Here is a 20,175-nt window from a genome sequence, read left to right as displayed (position 1 = left end):
GGTGTTTATCCAAAACTGAAACATATAGAAATCGCCTTTGTTTATATCGTCAACAATGCACATAAGGTGACTTTAATCCCAAAAGTGACGCGCTTCTCATTATTCTCTTCAAAAAATAAGTCCCCTGTAAAAAACTCTAAATCAGATGTGATTCAACTATCTGAATCTAATTTTTCTTCATGAAATAACGTGATCCCGATCTGTATATTTTTCCATCTTGAGTTTTTTATCAATTTTTATGTTTTTAAATTATTGATTTTAAAGAGTTAAATAACTTGTCTTTTTTTGATAGTGAGAGGGATCACTCTGTCGCCCCTTTTATTTTGAAACGCAAATTAATTCGAGCAACATAGATTTCATGCCAGGGAGGCGACCAACTACTCAAGCGGTGAAGGTGAATGATGTACCGAAGATATGCCGCTGAAAAAATCAAACTAAGGCAGTTTACTATGAAAAAAATTATCGCTCTAAGTGCTCTTTCTCTTGCTTTCGCTTCTAGTGCTTTTGCTGGTTCTTCTTACGTTACAGGTAACGTTCAATTTCACTCTGATTTCCAACCAAACGCTACGTCTACGCTAGAAGCGGGCCACACGTTTGATTCAGGTACAACGCTACTAACAGAGTTTGATGGTATCTCTCTTGGTAAGTACGACAACGACGCAATCCAAGATAGCGGTCTAGGTAACTCTCCATACATCACTCTTGGTGTTGAGCAGATGTACAACATCAACGACAACCTATGGGTTGCTGCTGGTTACCACCACCTACTAAACAACGGCGAAACGGTTCAGTATCGTCCATTAGTTAAGATCGGTTATAACTTCGACAACGGTATCTCTATCAGCAACCGTACTCGTTACCACGCAATGGAAGACAGCAAAGCTGACGACCAAACTCGTTTTGATAACCGTATCGGCTATGCAGTAAATGCTGAACTAGCGCTTAGCTACAACAACGTATACGTAATCAGCGATGCTGACAACACAATGGACCACGAGCTTCGTGCTACATGGACTCGTCAAGGTGTTCAACCTTACTTTGAGTACCGTAACCAAGCTGATAATGCTAACAACGCATTCGTATTCGGTGCTTCTTACGGCTTCTAAGCTGATTCGCTTAGCTGTTTAGTCGATTCGATTATTAGCTGAATGAACTTCTTTGTTAAATAGCTTGCTAGCTAATTAGCGAGGGGAACATAGCGGTATCAACAGCCCGGTTAGTGCCGCGACAAGATTTGCTTTACTGTCCAAAAGCAAAGAGCCTAGCAAGTAAACCACAGTCTTGGGTTTACTGAATGCTAGGCTCTATTTTTATGACTTCTTTTTTATAGTTGTGTGTTGGTCTGTTTAGGTTCTATTTCCCGTTGTAGTGACGGTATTCAAACACCTGACCTTTTTCATTAAACGCATACACAGAATACTCGTCTTTCTTATCGCCATACTCCATGCCTGGTGAGCCCATTGGCATACCCGGAACCGCCAAACCAATCGCATTACGTGGTGGGTTTTCTAAAAAGGCTTTTACGTCTTCTGCTGGAATGTGACCTTCAAATACATAACCGTCGATCTCTGCGGTGTGGCAAGAAGCCAGCTCTTGTGTTACGCCTAACTTTTGCTTGATAGGGTTCATATCATCGTGGAGCTTCTCTGTTACATCGAACCCGGAATCACGCATATGCTCCGTCCATTCAGTGCAGCAGCCGCAATATGGAGATTTATGGTTTAGCACATCAGTAGCCAAAGCCTGTCCTGAAATTGCAGCGAGTGCAGTAAGAGTCATAACTTTACGAATCATGGTTAACCTCATGAATATGGTTATTATTGATATTAGAATGAGTGGGTTTGAACAATCTCAGCCTGTTGGCGTTGCTTACCACAGTAATTGACGACATCGCCATTGCTGCACCTGCAACTACTGGGCTAAGCAAAAATCCAAAAAGTGGGTAGAGCACACCGGCTGCTATTGGAATGCCTAGCGAGTTGTAGATGAAGGCACCAAATAGGTTTTGCTTCATGTTTCTTACGGTCGCTTGAGATAGCTCGATCGCGTTGCTTACAGACAGTGGCGACGAGTTGAGGAGTGTCATTTGTGCACTTTCAATCGCAACATCACTGCCACTGCCCATTGCGATACCTATGTCGGCCTGAGCAAGCGCTGGTGCATCGTTAATGCCATCTCCAACCATAGCCACACTTTTATATTGTTGTTGAAGCTGAACAATATGCTGAGCTTTCTGCTCTGGTAGTACTTCCGAGATAACCTCATCAATACCGACGCTTTTGCCAATCGCTTGAGCAACAGAATCGTTGTCGCCTGTTAATAGCACAGTGTGAATTCCGGCGGATTTTAGTTGAGCAATGGCTTGTGTGCTATCTATTTTTAATGCGTCTGAAATGCCTAATATGCCTACCAGTTTTTGGTCGATGACTACGAAGATTGGCGTCCATGCTTGTGTACGGCAAAGTTCGATAAAGTCACGGCCTATTTGAGTATCAATACCAAGTTGGGTTAAGTATTTAAGAGAGCCGACTTGGACGTGTTTTCCGTTAATGTTGGCTTGTACTCCAAGGCCTCGGCGGTTTTCAAAGTCGCTGTGTGGGAGTGCTGAAACATGCAAGCTCTCTGCATATTGGCAAACGGCTTTGGCGAGTGGGTGCTCAGATCCTACTTCCACTGAATAAGCGTAAGCCAGTAATTCCCGTTCCGTTAGATTAGGGTAAAACGCCTGCTGAACGCTTGGTTTACCTTGGGTTAGAGTGCCTGTTTTATCAAATACAACAGCATCGATTTTGCTTGCAGATTGCAACACATCGGCGTCTTTGATCAGAACGCCAAACTCAGCCGCTTTACCAACGCCGACAGTAATCGAAAGCGGTGTGGCTAAGCCTAATGCACATGGACAAGCGATGATCAGCACAGTGGTCGATACAACAAGCATGTAACTGGCACTTGGCTGTGGGCCTACAAAAAACCAAACTAGGGCTGCAACAGCTGCGATCGCGACTACAACTGGTACGAAAATGGCAGATATAGAATCGGCTAGTTTCGCAATTGCTGGTTTGCTGCTTTGTGCTTGGCGAACCATTTGAATGATTCTAGCCAACATGGTGCTTGAGCCAATTCCTGTCGCTTCAATAACTAAGCTGCCATCACCATTAATAGTGCCCGCTGAAACGCCATCACTCATCGATTTAACGTTGGGAAGTGGTTCACCGGTCAACATGGATTCATCGATGTAAGACTCACCCGATACCACAACACCATCAACTGGCACTTTCTCACCCGGTTTGACGCGTACTTGCATGCCTACTTGGATAGCTTCTACAGCAATAGTTTGTTCTTTGCCATCGACAATCACCACCGCTTTTTGAGGTTGTAGGTTAATCAAAGCTTGTAGTGATTTTGTGGTGCGAGCTTTGGCTTTGGCTTCAATGTAGTGGCCCAAAGAAATTAGACCAACGATCATCGCACTCGCCTCAAAGTAGACATGGCGAGAGGCCTCAGGGAACCATGACGGAATCAACACAACTAGCATGGAGTAGAACCATGCTGCGCCTGTACCCAAAGCAACTAACGTATCCATGGTCGCGCGCTTGTGCATCAGTGATTGCCAAGCATTGGTGAAGAAGCTACGACCTGAAGTGGCTAGCAGTACCAAACAGACGACACCGATTAAGCCCCAAGCCAATTGGTCGTTAAATGTAGCAATAGTCATGCTGCCACCAAACAGACCCCACGCCATCAGCGGAGCACCGATAAGCAGCGCGCTTACCGAATTTTTTAGGAAAGCTTTTTGGGTACGAAGTTGTTGTTCTTGCTGTTTTTGTTGTTGAGTCGCCGCGTCATCAACGAACTCTGCACCATAACCTGCGGTTTTTACGGATTCTATTAGCGCGCTTTCGATGACGTCTCGTGTTTTAGAGGTGAAAACTAAGGCTGTCTGTTCTGCGAGATTGATCTGAGCTTGGTCGACGAACTCATTCTTTTTCAGTGCTTTCTCTACCGAAGAAACACAACTCGCACACGTCATTCCCTCAAGAACAAGGTGATAGGTATATTGGCTAGCAGCAGGTTTATCTTGTGTCGGCTCCACTGGCGCTGTTTTTTTATCGTATTCTGAATCTGAATTAGATAAAGGCTCATTAACTTCTGAGTAGGAAGCCGCGTGATAACCCACGCTTTCGATCAACTCAATAAGCTCGGGTTCTGAAAGCTGAGTAACCAAGGACAATTCATGTTTGCTGATTTCTAGGTCTGAGATTTGCTCGGTTTGTTCAAGTGCTTGAGTCAGCTTGCTAACGCACTTACCGCAGCTAAGACCGGATAACGAAAGGTGCAGTTTATTGCCCATGCTATAACCAAGCGTCGCCAACTGTTCGTTGAGTTGAACGTAATTAAATGGAGTCGAAATATCGATGTAGGTCGGCGATATATCATTGATCGTCGTGTTGTCGAGATCAGCAAACAGGGTGCGGACTTTCTTCGCACAACCCATGCAATTTAAGCCGTTGAGCGCGGTTGTGTAGTGGTTCATATCGATACTCCAATTCTCATCTACGCCCAACATAAACCTTCCCGTAAGGGTAAGGTCAAACATAAATTCAAGAATTTGATCTTAGTGGTGCATTAGCTGGTGGATTCAATTTGGGAATGAGAGAGGGGAATAAAGAATGTGCGACTATAATCTACAGGCTAATACCATCGATTTGCTACTTTGAAGACGTAATTAGTCTTTCAATAACAGCTTTCGTACAACAACAGTGCATTAATCATTCACTACTGATTGTAGATTTAAGCGGTGGTGATAAAATAGCGCCCAAAATTTAGTGATATTTTTCTGTTACAGGCTTTGTAATGGCGAGCACTAAAAGAATCACCTACATAATCAAGGTATTTAAATGACGGTTAAAACTCGTTTTGCTCCTAGCCCAACTGGCTATCTTCACGTTGGTGGTGCACGTACTGCACTTTACTCTTGGCTATTCGCTAAAAACCAAGGCGGTGAATTCGTTCTACGTATCGAAGACACAGACCTTGAGCGTAACTCTCAAGAAGCGGTTGATGCAATTCTAGAAGGCATGCAATGGATGGGTATGGAATGGGACGAAGGTCCTTACTACCAATCTAAGCGTTTTGACCGTTACAACGAAATGGTTGATAAGCTACTTGCTGAAGACAAAGCATTCAAATGCTACGCGTCTAAAGAGCTGCTTGATGAAATTCGTGCAGAGCAAGAAGAAAACAAGGAAATGGCTCGCTACGATGCTAACCACCCTAAAATTGTTGCAGCAAACGAAGCAGCAAAAGAAGGCGATGCGTGCGTTATCCGTTTCCGTAACCCTAAAGAAGGCAGCGTAGTATTTGATGACCAAATCCGTGGTCGCATTGAAATCGCAAACAGCCAACTTGATGACCTGATCATTCGTCGTACAGACGGTGCACCAACTTACAACTTCGTAGTAGTAGTGGATGACTGGGACATGGGTATCACACACGTTGTTCGTGGTGAAGACCACATCAACAACACACCTCGTCAAATCAACATCTATGAAGCACTAGGCGCGCCAGTTCCAACGTTCGCTCACTGTGCAATGATTCTTGGTGATGACGGTGCGAAACTTTCTAAGCGTCACGGTGCTGTTTCTGTAATGCAATACCGCGATGAAGGTTACCTACCAAATGCATTAAACAACTATCTAGTTCGTTTAGGCTGGTCTCACGGTGACCAAGAGATCTTCTCTCAAGAAGAGATGATTGAATTCTTCAGCCTGAACGCTATCAGCAAGTCTGCTTCTGCATTCAACACTGATAAGCTACTTTGGTTGAACAACCACTACATCAAGACATCTGAGCCTGAGTACGTTGCAAAATACCTGCAATGGCACCTAGACGCACAGAAGATCGATACAACAAACGGTCCAGCTATCACTGAAGTGATCAAGCTAGTTGGCGAGCGTTGTAACACGCTTATCGAACTTGCTGAGCAATCTCGTTACTTCTACGAAGATTTCTCTGAGTTTGAAGCTGGCGCAGCGAAGAAGCACCTACGTGGTGTTGCTAAAGGCCCGCTAGAGCTTGCGCTTGCTAAGGTTGAAGCGCTTGAAGATTTCACGACTGCAAACATCAAAGACGGTGTGATCGCAGCAGTATGTGAAGAGCTAGAGATCGGCATGGGTAAAATCGGTATGCCACTTCGCGTAGCAGTAACAGGCGGCGGTCAGTCTCCTTCTGTTGATGCAGTGATGGAGCTTGTTGGTAAAGAGCGCGTAATCGCTCGTATCAAGATGGCTCTTGAGTTCATCGCTGAGCGTGAAGCTAACGCTTAATTTGAGCGATTGATAGAATCAAAAAAGGGTCAGTAACTTGGTTACTGGCCCTTTTTATTTACTTAGCGTTTTATGTAGCTAAGCTTAGACTTTCTTGAAGATGATAGAGGTGTTGATTCCACCAAAAGCAAAGTTGTTGCTCATCAAGTATTCAACATCCAATTCGCGACCTGAGCCCGTGATGTAATCGAGCTTGCCGCACTGTTCATCGACATTCTTAAGGTTTAGGGTTGGGCTGAACCAACCGCTATGCATCATCTCTAGGCTGAGCCACGCTTCAATTGCACCACACGCACCAAGCGTATGGCCAAAGTAACTCTTAAGAGAGCTGATTGGTACTTCACCAAAGATATTCGCTGTCGCGTTACTCTCTGCAATATCACCTTTTTCAGTCGCAGTACCGTGCGCAGAAACATAGCCAATCTTCTCAGCTGGAAGTTGTGCGTCTCTCAATGCTTTCTCCATACAGATTTGCATGGTTTCCATCTGAGGTTGAGTCACATGAGCCGCATCACAGTTGCTCGCAAAACCTATGATTTCTGCGTAGATCTTTGCGCCACGAGCAACAGCATGTTCGTACTCTTCAAGGATCAGGGTTCCAGCGCCTTCGCCGATAACCAAGCCATCACGCTCGCTGTCGTATGGGCTAGGGGATTTCTTGGGTGTGTCGTTTTTTAAACTGGTAGCGAAAAGGGTATCGAAAACGGCAGACTCAGTTGGGCATAACTCTTCACCACCACCGGCAACCATTACGGTTTGGTAACCATGCTTGATCGCTTCATAGGCGTAACCAATGGCTTGGCTTCCTGAAGTACAGGCGCTGCTGGTGGGAATCACGCGGCCACGCAGACCAAAGAACAGACCTACGTTTACCGCGGCTGTGTGTGGCATCATTTGAACGTAAGTGGTTGCTGTGATTGCTCGTGTCGACTTCTCGTTCAGCATTACTCCGAAAGCACCAACCGCATCGGTACTGCCAGTTGAAGAGCCGTAAGCGATACCAGTTTCGCCATTGGTCAATACATCGTGACCAATTAAGCCGGCTTGCTCCAATGCATTCTCAGTCGCAACGGTAGCTAGGCGTGATACACGGCCCATGCCACGCACTTGCTTACGCTTGTAGTGTTTAGGCAGTTGGAAGTCATCAATAGGCGCGGCAAGTTTTGTGTTGAGACCATCATATTGCTCGAAGCTTGGCATATATTGAGTCGCATTTTCACAGGCCTTTAGCTTAGGCTCTATCTGTTGCCAGTCGTTACCAAAAGCAGTAACACCAGACATTCCAGTTACAACAACGCGGCGGGTCATACTAAGCCTCCATTTACTGAAATCACTTGGCGAGTTACGTAGCCTGCAATATCAGACATTAGGTAGCTGACTAGGCCGGCTACTTCTTCCGGTTCACCCATACGGCGCAGTGGTACTTGAGGAAGTGCATGATCTTTCACGTGCTCGTCAACCATACCTGTGTCAATTAAGCCAGGAGCGACACAGTTTACCGTGATCTTGCGTTTTGCGAGTTCTAGAGCAAGAGACTTAGTTGCGCCAATCACCCCCGCTTTTGCTGCCGCATAGTTAGTTTGACCACGGTTACCCATAATGCCGGATACCGACGCTAGAGTGACGATACGGCCACCTTTACGCTTTTGAACCATAGGCATGACACAAGGGTGAAGTACGTTGTAGAAGCTATCTAGGTTGGTATGGATCACACCATCCCACTCTTCTTCCGTCATCGCGGGGAATGCAGTGTCACGAGTAATGCCCGCGTTGTTCACTACACCATAGTAAGCACCATGTTCAGCGATATCAGACTCAAGCTTTTCGCGACACTCGCTGCGGTTGCTGATATCAAATTGGATAAGACGTCCAGCGCCACCTTGCTCGGTGATCGATTGTAGAGTCTCCTCAGCACCTTGCTTGTCACCCATGTAATGAACGGCGATTTCAAATCCGTCTTTCGCGAGTTGAATAGCGATCGCTTTACCAATGCCTTTGCTGGCACCAGTGACTAAAACCTGACGGGTCATGATGGGCTCCTAGTTTTCATTTCTTGTAATTTTTGTTCGGTTGGCACGTAAACATTGAGTTGGCATTGAGCTACCAACTCGCCTTGGTCTTCGACTCTTGCGGTAAATACGGCCATGCCGCTGTCTTCCATAAGCTGTTCGGCATAGATATCAAGGGTCTGACCTTGAGTAAACTCATCACACAGTGATTTATAGCGACGAGAGCCAAGCAGAAAACCGATAGGGGGAGTGGTGCCGCTTTTCAGCGCATGGTATCCAGACCACGCCGCTACAGACTGCGCCATAAACTCGATGCCAACATAAGCTGGGACCGTTTGAGATTCGGCGTCAAAGAACAGATTATGGTCACCAATATCGACCTGACAGTGGATCGACAACGCTTCTACGCTGATAGCACGATCGATTAATATCATCGGATCATCGTGAGGGAGAAGTTGGTCTACAGAAGGGATATCAGTCATTTACTACACCAAAAATCAGGCTAATGTTGTTGCCACCAAAAGCAAACGAGTTGCTTAAGATGTTCTTTGCTTTAAGTTTCTGTGAACAGTTTACCAAATCAATCTCAATATCTTCAGCTTTATCCTGACATTTTTGTAAGGGAAGCGGTAAGTCATATTTCAAAATATGCCACGCAATTGCAGCCTCAATCGCACTTGCTGCGCCTAGAGTATGCCCGGTCAGCGGTTTGGTAGAACTGACGGGAACCTTGTTTGCAAAAATACGATGAATGGCTTTACTTTCCATCGAGTCATTGAGTGGCGTTGCTGTACCATGTGCATTGATATAACCAATGTCTTCTGCGTTTAACTGTGCAGAATGTAGCGCTTTTTTCATTGCTTGTTCAGCACCATTGCCTTCAGGGTGAGGCGCTGAAATGTGGTGTGCATCAGAGCTGTCCCCACAGCCCAATAAGGCAATGTTTGACGTGTCTTGTGCTGCATTAACACCGGCTAACTTTGTTTTGCTGAGCAACATAAATGCCGCTGCTTCTCCTATGTTGATACCATCTCGGGTTGCACTAAATGGCTTACAATGTGTTGTTGAGAGTGCTTCAAGGCCGTGGAAACCATTGAGTGTCAGCTTACATAAGGTATCCACACCACCCACTAACACGGCATCAGCCATACCTGAATCTAATAAGCGCTGGGCGGTCAGAAATACGCGGCCACTGGATGAGCAAGCCGTAGATATTACGTAGTTTGGCCCCGTTAATGCGCAATACTGGCTAACGAACTCTGAGGTATCACCAAGCTCTTGTTTTGAGTAATGGTAATCTGCTGGAAACTCGCCGTTTGCCAATTTTTGTTTGAAGGCTGCTTCACCATCGGAGATCCCAGAGGTGCTGGTGCCAATAACAACAGCAATTCTATCTGCGCCAAACTGAGATTTGGCTTGCTCGATAGAATCTTCAATTTGGTGAAGAGCCGACAGCGCCAGTTGATTGTTGCGAGTGGCGTATTGCGTAAGATCTGAAGGAATCGGTGGTAGTTCACCCGCGATCTGACCAACGACAGTATGTTTACCATCGTTCAGCATATCGTGCACTTCGACCATATTTGATTCACGCTCGTCTTTCAGACAGCCATGAATATCGGTAACCTCAGAGCCTAGCGCTGAGTGGAAACCACAGTCTTGGATGTAAATAGGCATAGTGTTCAACTCTTACTTGGATTGTCGACAATCGTTGAGTTCAACGTTTGTATGGTGATGTTGTAGCCCTGGGTCAAATGTTTGAAAACAATGTCGCCTGCCGTTTTGTGTGTACCAGGATCTGTTTGGTAATCAATTTGAATGATTGCCTGTTGGTTTTCATCAAATACGGTTCTTGTTTCGTCGGTATCGACTAGGTGCCAACCTATGCTTTGTAAAGGCTGAGCCCATGCTTCAGCCGGCCATAAGGTAAGCATTAAATTAAATAGCACCTGTTCAGGTTGTGGCAAAGTTGCGCCAAGCCCAGACAAAACCTGCGTATCAATTACTTGATTCTGGTATTGCAGCGATAGAATGCGAGTACCCCAAGAGGAGAACCCCGCCAAAACCACTTTACCCGGTGTGACTTCGACTTGAACCGGAAGCTGCTGTGTATCATTTTCCCACGTAGCGCTAATCAACTGACTGGCTGTTAATGAGTATCCCAGTTCAGCTGGCAGTGGTAGTGCTAGATCGGTGTCTTGATCGATAGACACGCTCGCACCACTTGGCTGCTGAGAAACCATCGAGCAGGCACTCATTAGAATGCCCACTAGTATGGCGAAGGTTACCTTTAATGTCTGGATCATCTAAAAGCCTCTCGAGTAATTGGTCCTTCTACGTTTTTACTACTGTTGATCGCGAGTGGAGAAAGCAGCCAAGCGACAAAGATCCCTGTCAGAACCGTCACCCCGAAGCTATGAATAGCATGAGTCTGGCTCAGCGACAGTAAGCCGAATGAAAGTAGTGTTGTGAGACCTGACAAGGTGATCGCTAATAAGGTGCTCAGCGATTTCTTTTGCTCAGCAAAGAACAGGGTGTAGTCTATGCCAATCCCTAAAATCAGAATCAAACCAAGCAGGTTAAATAGGTTCAGTGTCGAGCCTAAAACTCCGGTCACCGCCAAACCTGCAACGCCTGCAATCAATGAAGGCAACAGCATTAACAGGCTTTGCTTCACACCATAGCGCCAGCCTAACAGCATGCCAATAGCTGCCAATGCTATCAATAACAGCTCGGTAATCTTGACGCGGTACTCAGCAAAAAGAGAGGAGATTTCATCCGCTTTATTGAGGTGTTTCACACCTTGCTTCTGAGCAAAATCTGACTCCAACCACTGTGAGAACAGCTCAGCATCAGTGACGTCTTTTATCAAAATGACCGACGCTGCTTGCCCGTCGATAGGTTTTAACCAAAGTGGTCGAACGGGTTCTGATACCGGAGACTCCAAAAATCCAGATACTGTGATTGGTTCGAATTTTGGTAGTTCTGGAAAGGTAGACCAACCGAAAGAGCTTTGTAATATATGACTTTGTTGGCTATAGAGTTGTTCAACCAACTGATAGTTATCATGCTGTTCTTGTTTACTTAACAAGTGTTGATTGATGCTGCGATACCCGGAGATACCTTGGCTATTGACCAGCGAATCTAAGCTTGTGGTGATTTCTGTCAATTTCTTGAGTAGCTTTTGGTCGCTCTGAGCTGTGACCAAAAGCATATTTTGACCACTGCCTAACCCTGATATTTCAGTAATGGCTTGCTCTTGTTGTTTGAGTTGTTCTGGCATAGCCTGAAGCTGGCGAATATCGTCGTCGTAACGAATTTGACTGAGTGACATCAAGCTAACGACAGTTACTGTTAACGGTAAGCCAATTCTAAATTTGTGGTTGCTCCAAAGGCTTAACCAAGTATGCCAAAGTTTCGACAGGGGAAGAGGACGCTCTTGGCCTGGTTTTACCGCTAAAACGGGGTACCAGCACACCACACTGGCGTACGCTGCGATCAGTCCAATCGACGAAAACAGAGCCAGTTGCTGCAAGCCTGGGAATGGCGCAACCAGTAGCCCTAAGTATCCGATTAAGCTGGTGATTAAACCTAGAGTGATGGCAATGAAAATATGCTTTAGGCCTTTATCGCTCTGCCAGTGGCTTCCTGCGGCCAAACGGTCAGTGAGATAGTGAAAAGAGTAATCGATGGATACGCCAATCAAGCTAGCGCCAAACACCAAGCTGAATAGATGCACCTTACCAAAGATAGCGACAGTGCTTGCCAGTGCAACCAATAATCCTGTACTGATTGAGAGTAAAGATAAGGCAAGTGGTAGCGCACTACGAAATGTCAGCCACACCAATAAAATAACGCCTGCCAATGAGCCCAAACCAATGGTACTGATTTCTGATTTCGCGCTTTCGGTACCGTAATTGGCGTAGAACACCACACCAGTATGCTGCACCTTGACGCCAAATTGTTTTTCGACCTCGCGCTCAATTGAATCAAGATCTGGAAGTTGTTCTTGAATCGCCAAGCTATAAGGTGAGCCCGCCAGAGTAGCCGTGACTAAAATATGAGTTTGCTCATTCGACTGGGCCGTGAGATAGCCCTCTTTCAGAACAAAGTTACTTGATTGGACGCCAACAGCACTGATGTAGTCGCGAAATAACAAGAATGGGTCGAGAGATAACTCTGCTGCAGTGACGCCTGAGAATGGATTGTACAGAGACTGAATGACATATTGAGCTCGCGAATCAGGCGAGTGTGTCAGCGTCTCTTTTTGTTGTTGGGTCAGCAGTTGAGATCGGTGACGAAAATAGAAATCGCTCCACTGGCTTTGAGTGCTGGCGTTGATTTTACCTTGAACTTGCTTAAACAGAGTTGGCTGATTTGAAAAAGTTCTTTGGTTGAGAGCTTTTTCAAAAGCGTCAGTCGCAACCATGGTTTGTTCGATATCGGGAGCGCTTATGATAAATACCACTTGCTCGCTCATCGAGCTGGATATCTGCTGAAAGGCTTGCTCTACCATTGGGTCTTGCTGGTTTTCGGGCAGTAACTTTAGAATGTTGCTTTCAATCGGTACCGACGAAGAAAAAGCGAATTGTTTGATCAACAACCCGCTAAATAGCATTACAACAACAAGCCAAACAAGGGCAAGACTAGAGTTGGAATTGTTTCGCTTCAGCATCTGATAATACTTCCGGTAGATGGCTTAACTGACTGAATTCGATCACTGTGCTATCTCCACGAATCTCTTTCAACTCAATACGTTCAATATCGCTGTTGCCTTGCAGCGTGATCGCCTCAAACACCGCATTCATCGGTGCATTTTTTGGCTTTAGAGTCAGTGTCCATGCTTGTACATTTTCATCAGAGCTGGTGTTAGTTGCGGGCTCAAAATCGAGTGCGAACTGTTCCTGAAGTTTTTGCGTGTCCCCATGAAACACTGACAAGAAGATATGGCTGAAATAAAACGCCATTGGATTTTCTTTGTCGGTGATGATTTTTGCGGGTTGATCGGCAAACCTTTGGCTCAGTTTGTTATCGGTGAGCACTAAGTTCACGGGAAACGGAGTGGTTTGCGTCCAAAGTAGGCCACTTGATTTGTCTAACAGAAATGTACCTTGCGACGTTAAAGGCTGGGCGAACATCTCCATATTGCGTGTTTGAGTGAACTCACCACGCACAATACTATTCTCGCTGAGCACCGTCTGCAGCTCTGAAATAGAACTGACAGCTGCAGAGTTTTCTTTGGCGCCTACAAGGCCGCTTGCCATCATCGTAGTAAGTCCAATTAGCGCGATATTGATGTATTTGCGACTGCGTTTAAACAGATTCATGGTTCACCTGCTGTGGGTTAGAGGTTTGTGTTTGATGTTCAGTTGCTAGAGGTAAGCAACCAAATTGGTGCCAGTGTTCGACTTTGTCAGTAAACACTTTGGGTGAGGCAAAGCACATCTCTTGTTCTTCGATGGTGACGGCAACCTGCATGGTGTGAGCACGTGTCATTCGAGCACCGGTTAGAGCATCATGAATTTCATAATCGACGCGCAGGCGATTTTCCCACTCGGTGAGTTTCGCCGTTACCTTAATCTTGTGATTAAACGGTATCGCCTTAATGTATTTCACGCGGGTATCGATGATAGGCCACATGTAGCCAGAATCCTTCATCTCATGGTAGTTGTACTCAATCTTATCCATCATGATGCGCCTAACTTCTTCAAAGAATCGGAAGTAGTTGCCGTGATAGATCACGCCCATTGGGTCGGCATCTTGGAATGAGGTGATAAGCGTCACCTCAGATTGTAATGGGTGAAGGATTTCAGACATAAATCGCTCTCAACAATATTGCGTAAAGGGTTGGCTACTTTATGAGTAAAGTGACCAGTGCTGACTTTGAATACGAGCAATGAAATGGCGTAGATCGCCTTCAAGTGGTCGATCTTCTACGATAAATTCAAACTCCTTAAGCACTTCGTCGCGAATGTGCTTGAGGTTCTCACTCATGTGGTGCTCATCAAGCTCATTGTGGCGCTTACGAAGTTCGAGTGCTTGTGTCCCCGCCAATAGCGACGCTGCTGCCACTTGTTCGGTTAGCTCTAGAACGCGTAAACAGTCACGAGCTGCGATGGTGCCCATACTCACTTTATCTTGGTTGTGACACTCAGTTGAGCGAGAGAATACGCTTGCTGGCATGGTGTGCTTCAATGCTTCTGCTGTCCAAGCTGAAACGCCAATCTGTACTGCTTTAAAGCCGTGGTTGATTGGCTTACGTTCGCCTTCAGCACCCGTTAGGTTGAATGGCAAACCGTTGTTGAACTTGTAGTCCATCAGCTGAGCCATTTGACGGTCAAGCAGATCAGCAAGGTTCGCAACTGCAGTTTTTAACGTATCCATCGCCATTGCAATGTGTCCACCGTAGAAGTGTCCACCATGCAGTACGCGTTCATTATCACCATCGATAATCGGGTTGTCGTTGGCACTGTTTAGCTCGTTCTCGATCATTTGGCGTAGCCAAGGCAGAGAGTCTTGAACCACGCCGATAACATGTGGAGCACAGCGCAGAGAGTAACGATCTTGGAGTCGATCACTGTTACGTGGCGGGCGATCCGCTTGTAGATCATCGCGCAGCCATGCCGCAACTTGCTGCTGGCCTGGATGTGGTTTAACAGCAAATAGCGCTTCATCGAAGTGGAAGTCGTTGCCATGCATGCCGACAGATACCATTGCGGTGATCTTAGTTGATAGCTGAGCTAGATATTCCGCGCGTTTGTAGGCGATACAAGCCAGTGCCGTCATCACTGATGTACCATTCATCAATGCTAAGCCTTCTTTTGGCTTGAGCTTGATAGGGTTAATGCCTAACTCTTTGTAAACGTCACTGGTTGGGCGCACTTCACCTTTGTAGATTACATCACGCTCACCAATCAGTGCTGCGGCTAAGTAAGACAGAGGTGTTAAGTCGCCACTAGCACCCACCGATCCTTCTTGAGGAATGCGCGGTGAAATATTTTGGTTGATCAGGGTAACGATTTGATTGAGCAGATCGTGAGTCACACCAGAGACACCTTGCGACAACGAACAAAGACGCGTTGCTAATACTGCACGAGCTTGCTCATGAGACAGTATTTCACCCAAGCCACAACCGTGGAAGCGTGTTAGATGCAATGGTAATTCATCAACAAGGTTTGGTGGAATTGCTACGGTACATGAATCTCCGTAACCCGTTGTCACGCCATAAATCACGCCTTCTTCTTTCAACAGGCGTTCTAAGAAAGCGACTCCTCGGTCGATCTTAGATGTGAACTCGTTACTTGAATTCATCGAGGCTTTTGCGCCCTGTGAGATAGCGACAACATCCTCAATCGTGAGGCGTTCGGCACCAAAAGTGATGCTATTTGGATTCTTTTTCGTCATGGTGCTGGTTGCTCAATGTCCAAAAGTTAAAAAAGTTGTACCACTGAAGCGGTGCTTGCAGTGTGTAGTGTTGAAGTCGGTCTGCGTATTTCTGCACGACTTGCTGTAAAGATTGTTCGCGAGTCTTTCTTGGTAGCTCGATTTTGTCGCTAAAATACTCGAAATAGACATTAAAATGCGGCTTAGATTGTGAGTCGTCACGTAGGCCAAACAGTAAAAATACGGGTGCTTTTAGCACAGAGGCTAACATAAATGGACCTTGAGGGAATGGAGCTTCCTTACCTAAGAACTCAGCCCATACTGAGCGGCTCTCTTTGCTGGTGGAAGTTCTATCGCCAACAATGACGATCCATTCTCCTTGCTCCAACTTCTGTTGTAATAAGATAGCCGTATCTGGCCCCATTGATGTCACTTGAATCAGGTTTAAATCAGACTGCGGGTTAACTGCTTTCATTACTGAATTAAAACGTTCTGCGTGCTCAGTGAAAACCAGAGCGTTGATTTTAATGTTCGAGTGTCTACGACCCAAAGCTCGGCACAGCTCAATATTGCCAAGGTGAGATCCAAGGATTAGCACACCTTGCTTATTTGCCACCATGCTCTCGAACTGGTCTTGGCCATGAATAGTCAGGTTATCTGCCGAGAAATCACCTTTCCATGCCGCGAGCTTGTCGAGCATCGTATGGCCAAATGAAAGCAGATGGTTGTAACTGGTTAGTTCTCCGGGGAGCTCAATATTTTGCTGTTCCGCATAGGCTTTTAATTGGAATAGATATTGTTCGGAAGCGTTTCGCGCACGCTGGCCCGTCAAGTGGTAGTAACGCATCACACCACGCAGAATGAGGTTGAACACACCGCGACCCAACAAGGTATAAATGGCTAATAACAGCTTAATGCCTAATACTGTGCCGCGTTCTTGAGTGCGGGACCAGTGTGGTTGTTCAGAAGCTTGCGGCTCTGAATCAGTCGATAAATTTGGGTTATTATCAGCTGAATCGGATTTGAAATGGCGAGCAATCAGTTTTGGTGCTCTTGGTAGCATGCCGAAGAATAGACGTGTATGCATCCAACTGATTTTGACGTTATCCCACAACGCATCGAAATGAGAGATGCCGTTCTCAGGATAGATAACGCGCGTTTCAACGAAGTCTATCTCGCAACCTTCCCAATACAGGCGAACCAAAATCTCGATATCGAAGTCCATTCTCGAACCAACATCGTACTTATTCAACACAGTTTGAGTTTGGTTGATAGGATACGCTCTAAAGCCACACATGCTGTCTTTAATTGATAAAGAAAGGGTTTCTATCCATACCCAGATATGTGTCGCGTAGCGCCCATAGAGCCTTGCTTTGGGTACGCTGTCGTCGTAGATAGGCTGGCCTGATATCAGACGTTGTGGCTTAGCTTGTGAGGCCTCAATCAATGTTGGCAAGGCTTCCAGGTCGTGTTGCCCATCAGCATCTATCTGAATAGCGTGGCTAAAGCCTAGTTGCTGCGCTTTTTTGATTCCGGCTTTTACTGCGCCGCCTTTACCTTGGTTCTGTTCAAGCGTCACCAAGGTTACGTTTGAATTCTCTGCTAGGGGAGACAGAAACTGTTTTGTTGTGAGTTCACTGCCATCGTCAACGATGATGATCGGTAACTCAAAATGATGGAGTGACGACACCACAGCCGGCATGGTTGCGCCATGGTTAAAGCACGGGATAAGGAAGCAAGCCTTGTAGCTGCTTTCTTTTGTGTGGTGTTGAGAAGTAGCCTCGACGGGAGTGCTATTCACTTTTCTCTCCCAGCTTCATTTTGCCTGAAGAGTGGGTCTGTTCACCGTTGTTTGAGGTGTAACTGAAGCTCAGCTTGTCTTTGTCAGCATCCCATTTGAGTGATAGCTGGATTGTAGCATCAGGCAGGATAGGCTCTTGGAACTTGATGACTTCCATGCCTTTAAAGAAACCAGGGACGTTTAGCTCTTGGACAGCGTAGTGAAGTGCCCAATCAATTTGCGTGACGCCCGGTAGAATAGGGAAGCTCTTGAAGTGCCCCTTAAAATCGGTGATATCTCCGCTAACATGAAGTGTCAGGGTCGATTCATTTTCTACCGTGTCTACAGCAATGATGTTTGGTTTTCTTTTATCCATAGGGCGTGCTTAGAATCCTTGGGCAAATATTGGTTCTTTGACAAAAATATAAAAAGATAATCTCAGTGTAAAATACGATCAGCGGTTTCTATGATTTTATTAGCTGTTCTATGTGAGACGTTAATCGCTTGCCTTGGCTGTTGAGAGGAATCTCATCAACAATACGATACTTTCGTGGGATAGCGATTGGCTCTAACCACTTTCTGAGCTCTGTACGCAGCATCAACCAGAATTTGCCTTTGCTCATGGTCGATAGAGCGGCTTGGCCTTCATCTGATAATACCAAAACAGAGGCTAAGATTAATCGCTCAGGCTCCTCAAATGGAATCACCACGCACTCACTTATCCAAGGCAGTTGCTCCAGTCGTTTCTCCACTTCAACCAGTGATACTCGTTTCTCTTCTATCTTGATCACTCGGTCGGTTCGGCCCTTCAATATGAATTGATTATCCGAGACCATTTCGCATTCATCAGCGGTTTGATACCAGCTATTCTTATCGATGTAGGGCGACAATAACTTAATGCAATTCTCACTGTTGAGACTAGCCTCAATACACTCAAAAAGTTGCCAAGGGGTTTGAGCGCTCTCTTGTTGGCGAAAGGCGATGCCACCGGTCTCTGTGCTGCCAAATACCTCGATAGGTAAATGTCCTAGTAGATCTCGTGACTGGTGAGCCGACTCGGTAGGCAATGGACCACCCGAAGAGAAGATTCCTGCAAGTTGTACCTTGTTGGTCTCATGCTTTAATCGTTTAAGTAGCGCTGGGCTGCTGATCAGTACACAGTTTTGATTTGCGTGAGATAAGATCTGTTCTGGGTATTCAAGGTTGTGTCGAGCAAATGGAACACCAGAGCATAGTGGCCATAAGATTCTAAACAGCAAACCATAGATATGTTGATGAGAAACTGTGCTTTGGATTTGGTTTCCCTTGAGTAACTCCCCCCAGTTCTTGTGTAACTGAGCGGTCTCAATATCGAGGTGTTCTAACGTTTTATCTATCGCTTTTGGCGTGCCACTTGAACCTGAAGTGAACAGAGTTAATGGGACTGTTGCCAAATCAATGGTCGTAAGATTCTCGGTTAGAGGTTTTTGTGCTTCAGTGTTTGAATCCAATAAGGTTTGGATATTACGAACGTCACTCACCTCAACTTCGCCAATCGAGTTATCAACTAGCAGGCAATCAAACTGCTTACTTAACTCAGCAAGCGCACATGGCTGGTAGTTGCCCGGTAAGATGATGTGTTTGTTGGCTGCTGCACATGCCAAAAAGGCCACCGCAAATAGGTAGCTGTCTTGGGGACAAATCGCGATTCGTTGAAAAGGGGATAAAGACAAAAATTGTACGAGTTGAGATAAGTCGTCGTTAAGTGTTTGCCACGTAATCTCGCTATTGTCGTCAAAGCAGACAATAGATTCAGGGGCTCTGTCCTGGCTGAGAAGCTCAGACAACGAGGTGTAAGATACGGTTTGGGTCATAACAATTTAACTCTGACGAATGCGCTGTCTTACTACCCACTCTCCTGCAAAGAGTAACCCTGCAAACAGATAGCTGAGTAAGCCATTGTATAGGGTCCATACTTCTAGCGGTTGGAAGCAGGTGTAAAGGGCAATAGAGCCATTGATAACAAAGAACAAGCACCACATTTTGGTGACTTTTCGTGTGTAATCAACGCCACTTTGCGGAAGTTCAGGCTCTTGAAGGCGAGCAAGACGTTCGATAATCGTTTGTGGTTGCCATAGGCTCGAAGCGAATACAACCAGCATACAAACATTAACGATAACGGGATAATAGGTTAGCCAGCCGTGTTGCTTAAAGGCTAAGCCTAAAGCCAGCAGAACAATACCGGCACTTCCACTGATCCAAGCTAGGTGTTTTAGCTCTTTGATTTTAGCCTGACCGCCGGTGAAAATGCGTACAGCAAAGATAGCGGCTAAGGCAATACCAACGGTTTGTAAGCCAAACTTGTTGAGTCCAAAGTAAACCGCTATTGGATAAGTGAAAAGTATAATTGCCGACAGTAAAGTCAGCAGAGGACGCATTAGGCGTCCTTCAATAGTTCAACCACAGATTCGACAACGTCATTAACGGTGCGCACTGCTTTGAACTCTTCAGGTTTGATCTTCTTACCTGTGACGTTCTGTAGGTGAACGACCAAATCAACGGCATCAATGCTGTCTAGGTCTAGATCAAGATAGAGATGAGCTTCAGGGGTGATATCTTCAGCGTCAAGCTCGAACAGCTCAATAAGCGCATCTTTAACCTGGTTGTATACTTCTTGTTGGTTAGCTTGTGTCATAAAGAT

The 20,175-nt window shown here is 45.8% G+C and carries 18 protein-coding genes; 2 read left to right on the top strand and 16 right to left on the bottom strand.

The window, feature by feature from the left end:
- Positions 1-449 precede the first annotated feature (449 nt).
- Positions 450-1,106, top strand: coding sequence for an oligogalacturonate-specific porin KdgM family protein (locus CWO13_RS20140; protein WP_019824160.1), 657 nt, complete (start codon positions 450-452; stop codon positions 1,104-1,106).
- A gap of 247 nt (positions 1,107-1,353) precedes the next feature.
- Here the strand turns inward: CWO13_RS20140 and CWO13_RS20135 are convergent, their stop codons facing one another.
- Both CWO13_RS20135 and CWO13_RS20130 read right to left on the bottom strand, forming a co-directional pair.
- Positions 1,354-1,794 carry a DUF411 domain-containing protein gene (locus CWO13_RS20135; protein WP_065675626.1) on the bottom strand — a complete coding sequence of 147 codons (441 nt, stop codon included), beginning with the start codon at positions 1,792-1,794 and terminating at the stop codon, positions 1,354-1,356.
- The gene (locus tag CWO13_RS20130) at positions 1,784-4,567 is read right to left on the bottom strand and encodes a copper-translocating P-type ATPase (RefSeq protein WP_102480680.1); all 2,784 of its coding nucleotides are present in this window, start codon (positions 4,565-4,567) and stop codon (positions 1,784-1,786) included. Before CWO13_RS20130 ends, CWO13_RS20135 begins: the two co-directional genes overlap by 11 nt.
- 331 nt (positions 4,568-4,898) lie before the next feature.
- Here CWO13_RS20130 and gltX point away from each other — a divergent pair, with 331 nt between their 5' ends.
- On the top strand, positions 4,899-6,326 hold the full coding sequence (gltX, locus tag CWO13_RS20125) for a glutamate--tRNA ligase (protein ID WP_017069020.1): 1,428 nt from the start codon (positions 4,899-4,901) through the stop codon (positions 6,324-6,326).
- A gap of 84 nt (positions 6,327-6,410) precedes the next feature.
- Here gltX and CWO13_RS20120 read toward each other — a convergent pair whose 3' ends face one another.
- The 14 genes from CWO13_RS20120 to CWO13_RS20055 all read right to left on the bottom strand — a co-directional run bounded on the left by CWO13_RS20120 (position 6,411) and on the right by CWO13_RS20055 (position 20,169).
- Positions 6,411-7,634 carry a beta-ketoacyl-ACP synthase gene (locus CWO13_RS20120; protein WP_017062286.1) on the bottom strand — a complete coding sequence of 408 codons (1,224 nt, stop codon included), beginning with the start codon at positions 7,632-7,634 and terminating at the stop codon, positions 6,411-6,413.
- On the bottom strand, positions 7,631-8,356 hold the full coding sequence (locus CWO13_RS20115; RefSeq protein ID WP_019824153.1) for a 3-ketoacyl-ACP reductase FabG2: 726 nt from the start codon (positions 8,354-8,356) through the stop codon (positions 7,631-7,633). Before CWO13_RS20115 ends, CWO13_RS20120 begins: the two co-directional genes overlap by 4 nt.
- Positions 8,353-8,817: a hotdog family protein gene (locus tag CWO13_RS20110; RefSeq protein ID WP_102480677.1), complete on the bottom strand. Its 465-nt coding sequence runs from the start codon at positions 8,815-8,817 to the stop codon at positions 8,353-8,355. The genes CWO13_RS20115 and CWO13_RS20110 overlap by 4 nt, the downstream gene beginning before the upstream one ends.
- Entirely contained in the window at positions 8,810-10,009 is a 1,200-nt protein-coding gene (locus CWO13_RS20105; RefSeq protein WP_048669161.1) for a beta-ketoacyl-[acyl-carrier-protein] synthase family protein, read from the bottom strand. The genes CWO13_RS20110 and CWO13_RS20105 overlap by 8 nt, the downstream gene beginning before the upstream one ends.
- A 5-nt stretch (positions 10,010-10,014) precedes the next feature.
- The gene (locus CWO13_RS20100) at positions 10,015-10,638 is read right to left on the bottom strand and encodes a DUF3261 domain-containing protein (RefSeq protein WP_108083432.1); all 624 of its coding nucleotides are present in this window, start codon (positions 10,636-10,638) and stop codon (positions 10,015-10,017) included.
- Positions 10,635-13,007: an MMPL family transporter gene (locus CWO13_RS20095; protein WP_108083431.1), complete on the bottom strand. Its 2,373-nt coding sequence runs from the start codon at positions 13,005-13,007 to the stop codon at positions 10,635-10,637. The genes CWO13_RS20100 and CWO13_RS20095 overlap by 4 nt, the downstream gene beginning before the upstream one ends.
- Positions 12,979-13,659 carry a LolA family protein gene (locus CWO13_RS20090; RefSeq protein ID WP_107899475.1) on the bottom strand — a complete coding sequence of 227 codons (681 nt, stop codon included), beginning with the start codon at positions 13,657-13,659 and terminating at the stop codon, positions 12,979-12,981. The genes CWO13_RS20095 and CWO13_RS20090 overlap by 29 nt, the downstream gene beginning before the upstream one ends.
- Positions 13,646-14,149, bottom strand: coding sequence for an acyl-CoA thioesterase (locus tag CWO13_RS20085; RefSeq protein ID WP_017062279.1), 504 nt, complete (start codon positions 14,147-14,149; stop codon positions 13,646-13,648). The genes CWO13_RS20090 and CWO13_RS20085 overlap by 14 nt, the downstream gene beginning before the upstream one ends.
- A gap of 39 nt (positions 14,150-14,188) precedes the next feature.
- Positions 14,189-15,736, bottom strand: coding sequence for an HAL/PAL/TAL family ammonia-lyase (locus CWO13_RS20080; RefSeq protein WP_108083430.1), 1,548 nt, complete (start codon positions 15,734-15,736; stop codon positions 14,189-14,191).
- Positions 15,714-17,516 carry a glycosyltransferase family 2 protein gene (locus tag CWO13_RS20075; RefSeq protein ID WP_108083429.1) on the bottom strand — a complete coding sequence of 601 codons (1,803 nt, stop codon included), beginning with the start codon at positions 17,514-17,516 and terminating at the stop codon, positions 15,714-15,716. The genes CWO13_RS20080 and CWO13_RS20075 overlap by 23 nt, the downstream gene beginning before the upstream one ends.
- Positions 17,509-17,871 carry an ApeI family dehydratase gene (locus tag CWO13_RS20070; protein ID WP_108083428.1) on the bottom strand — a complete coding sequence of 121 codons (363 nt, stop codon included), beginning with the start codon at positions 17,869-17,871 and terminating at the stop codon, positions 17,509-17,511. Before CWO13_RS20070 ends, CWO13_RS20075 begins: the two co-directional genes overlap by 8 nt.
- 88 nt (positions 17,872-17,959) lie before the next feature.
- Positions 17,960-19,348 (bottom strand): AMP-binding protein, encoded by a 1,389-nt coding sequence (locus CWO13_RS20065; RefSeq protein ID WP_108083427.1) that lies wholly within the window; start codon positions 19,346-19,348, stop codon positions 17,960-17,962.
- A 6-nt stretch (positions 19,349-19,354) separates the two neighbouring features.
- The gene (locus tag CWO13_RS20060) at positions 19,355-19,912 is read right to left on the bottom strand and encodes a septation protein IspZ (protein WP_048661929.1); all 558 of its coding nucleotides are present in this window, start codon (positions 19,910-19,912) and stop codon (positions 19,355-19,357) included.
- Positions 19,912-20,169, bottom strand: coding sequence for an acyl carrier protein (locus tag CWO13_RS20055; RefSeq protein WP_004739745.1), 258 nt, complete (start codon positions 20,167-20,169; stop codon positions 19,912-19,914). Before CWO13_RS20055 ends, CWO13_RS20060 begins: the two co-directional genes overlap by 1 nt.
- Positions 20,170-20,175: the final 6 nt, after the last annotated feature.

The organism is Vibrio sp. ZF 223 (genome assembly GCF_003050585.1).
Lineage (GTDB): Bacteria > Pseudomonadota > Gammaproteobacteria > Enterobacterales > Vibrionaceae > Vibrio > Vibrio crassostreae.
The sequence above is the reverse complement of the archived record's forward strand: the minus strand, read 5'-3'. Positions and strand labels throughout refer to the sequence as shown.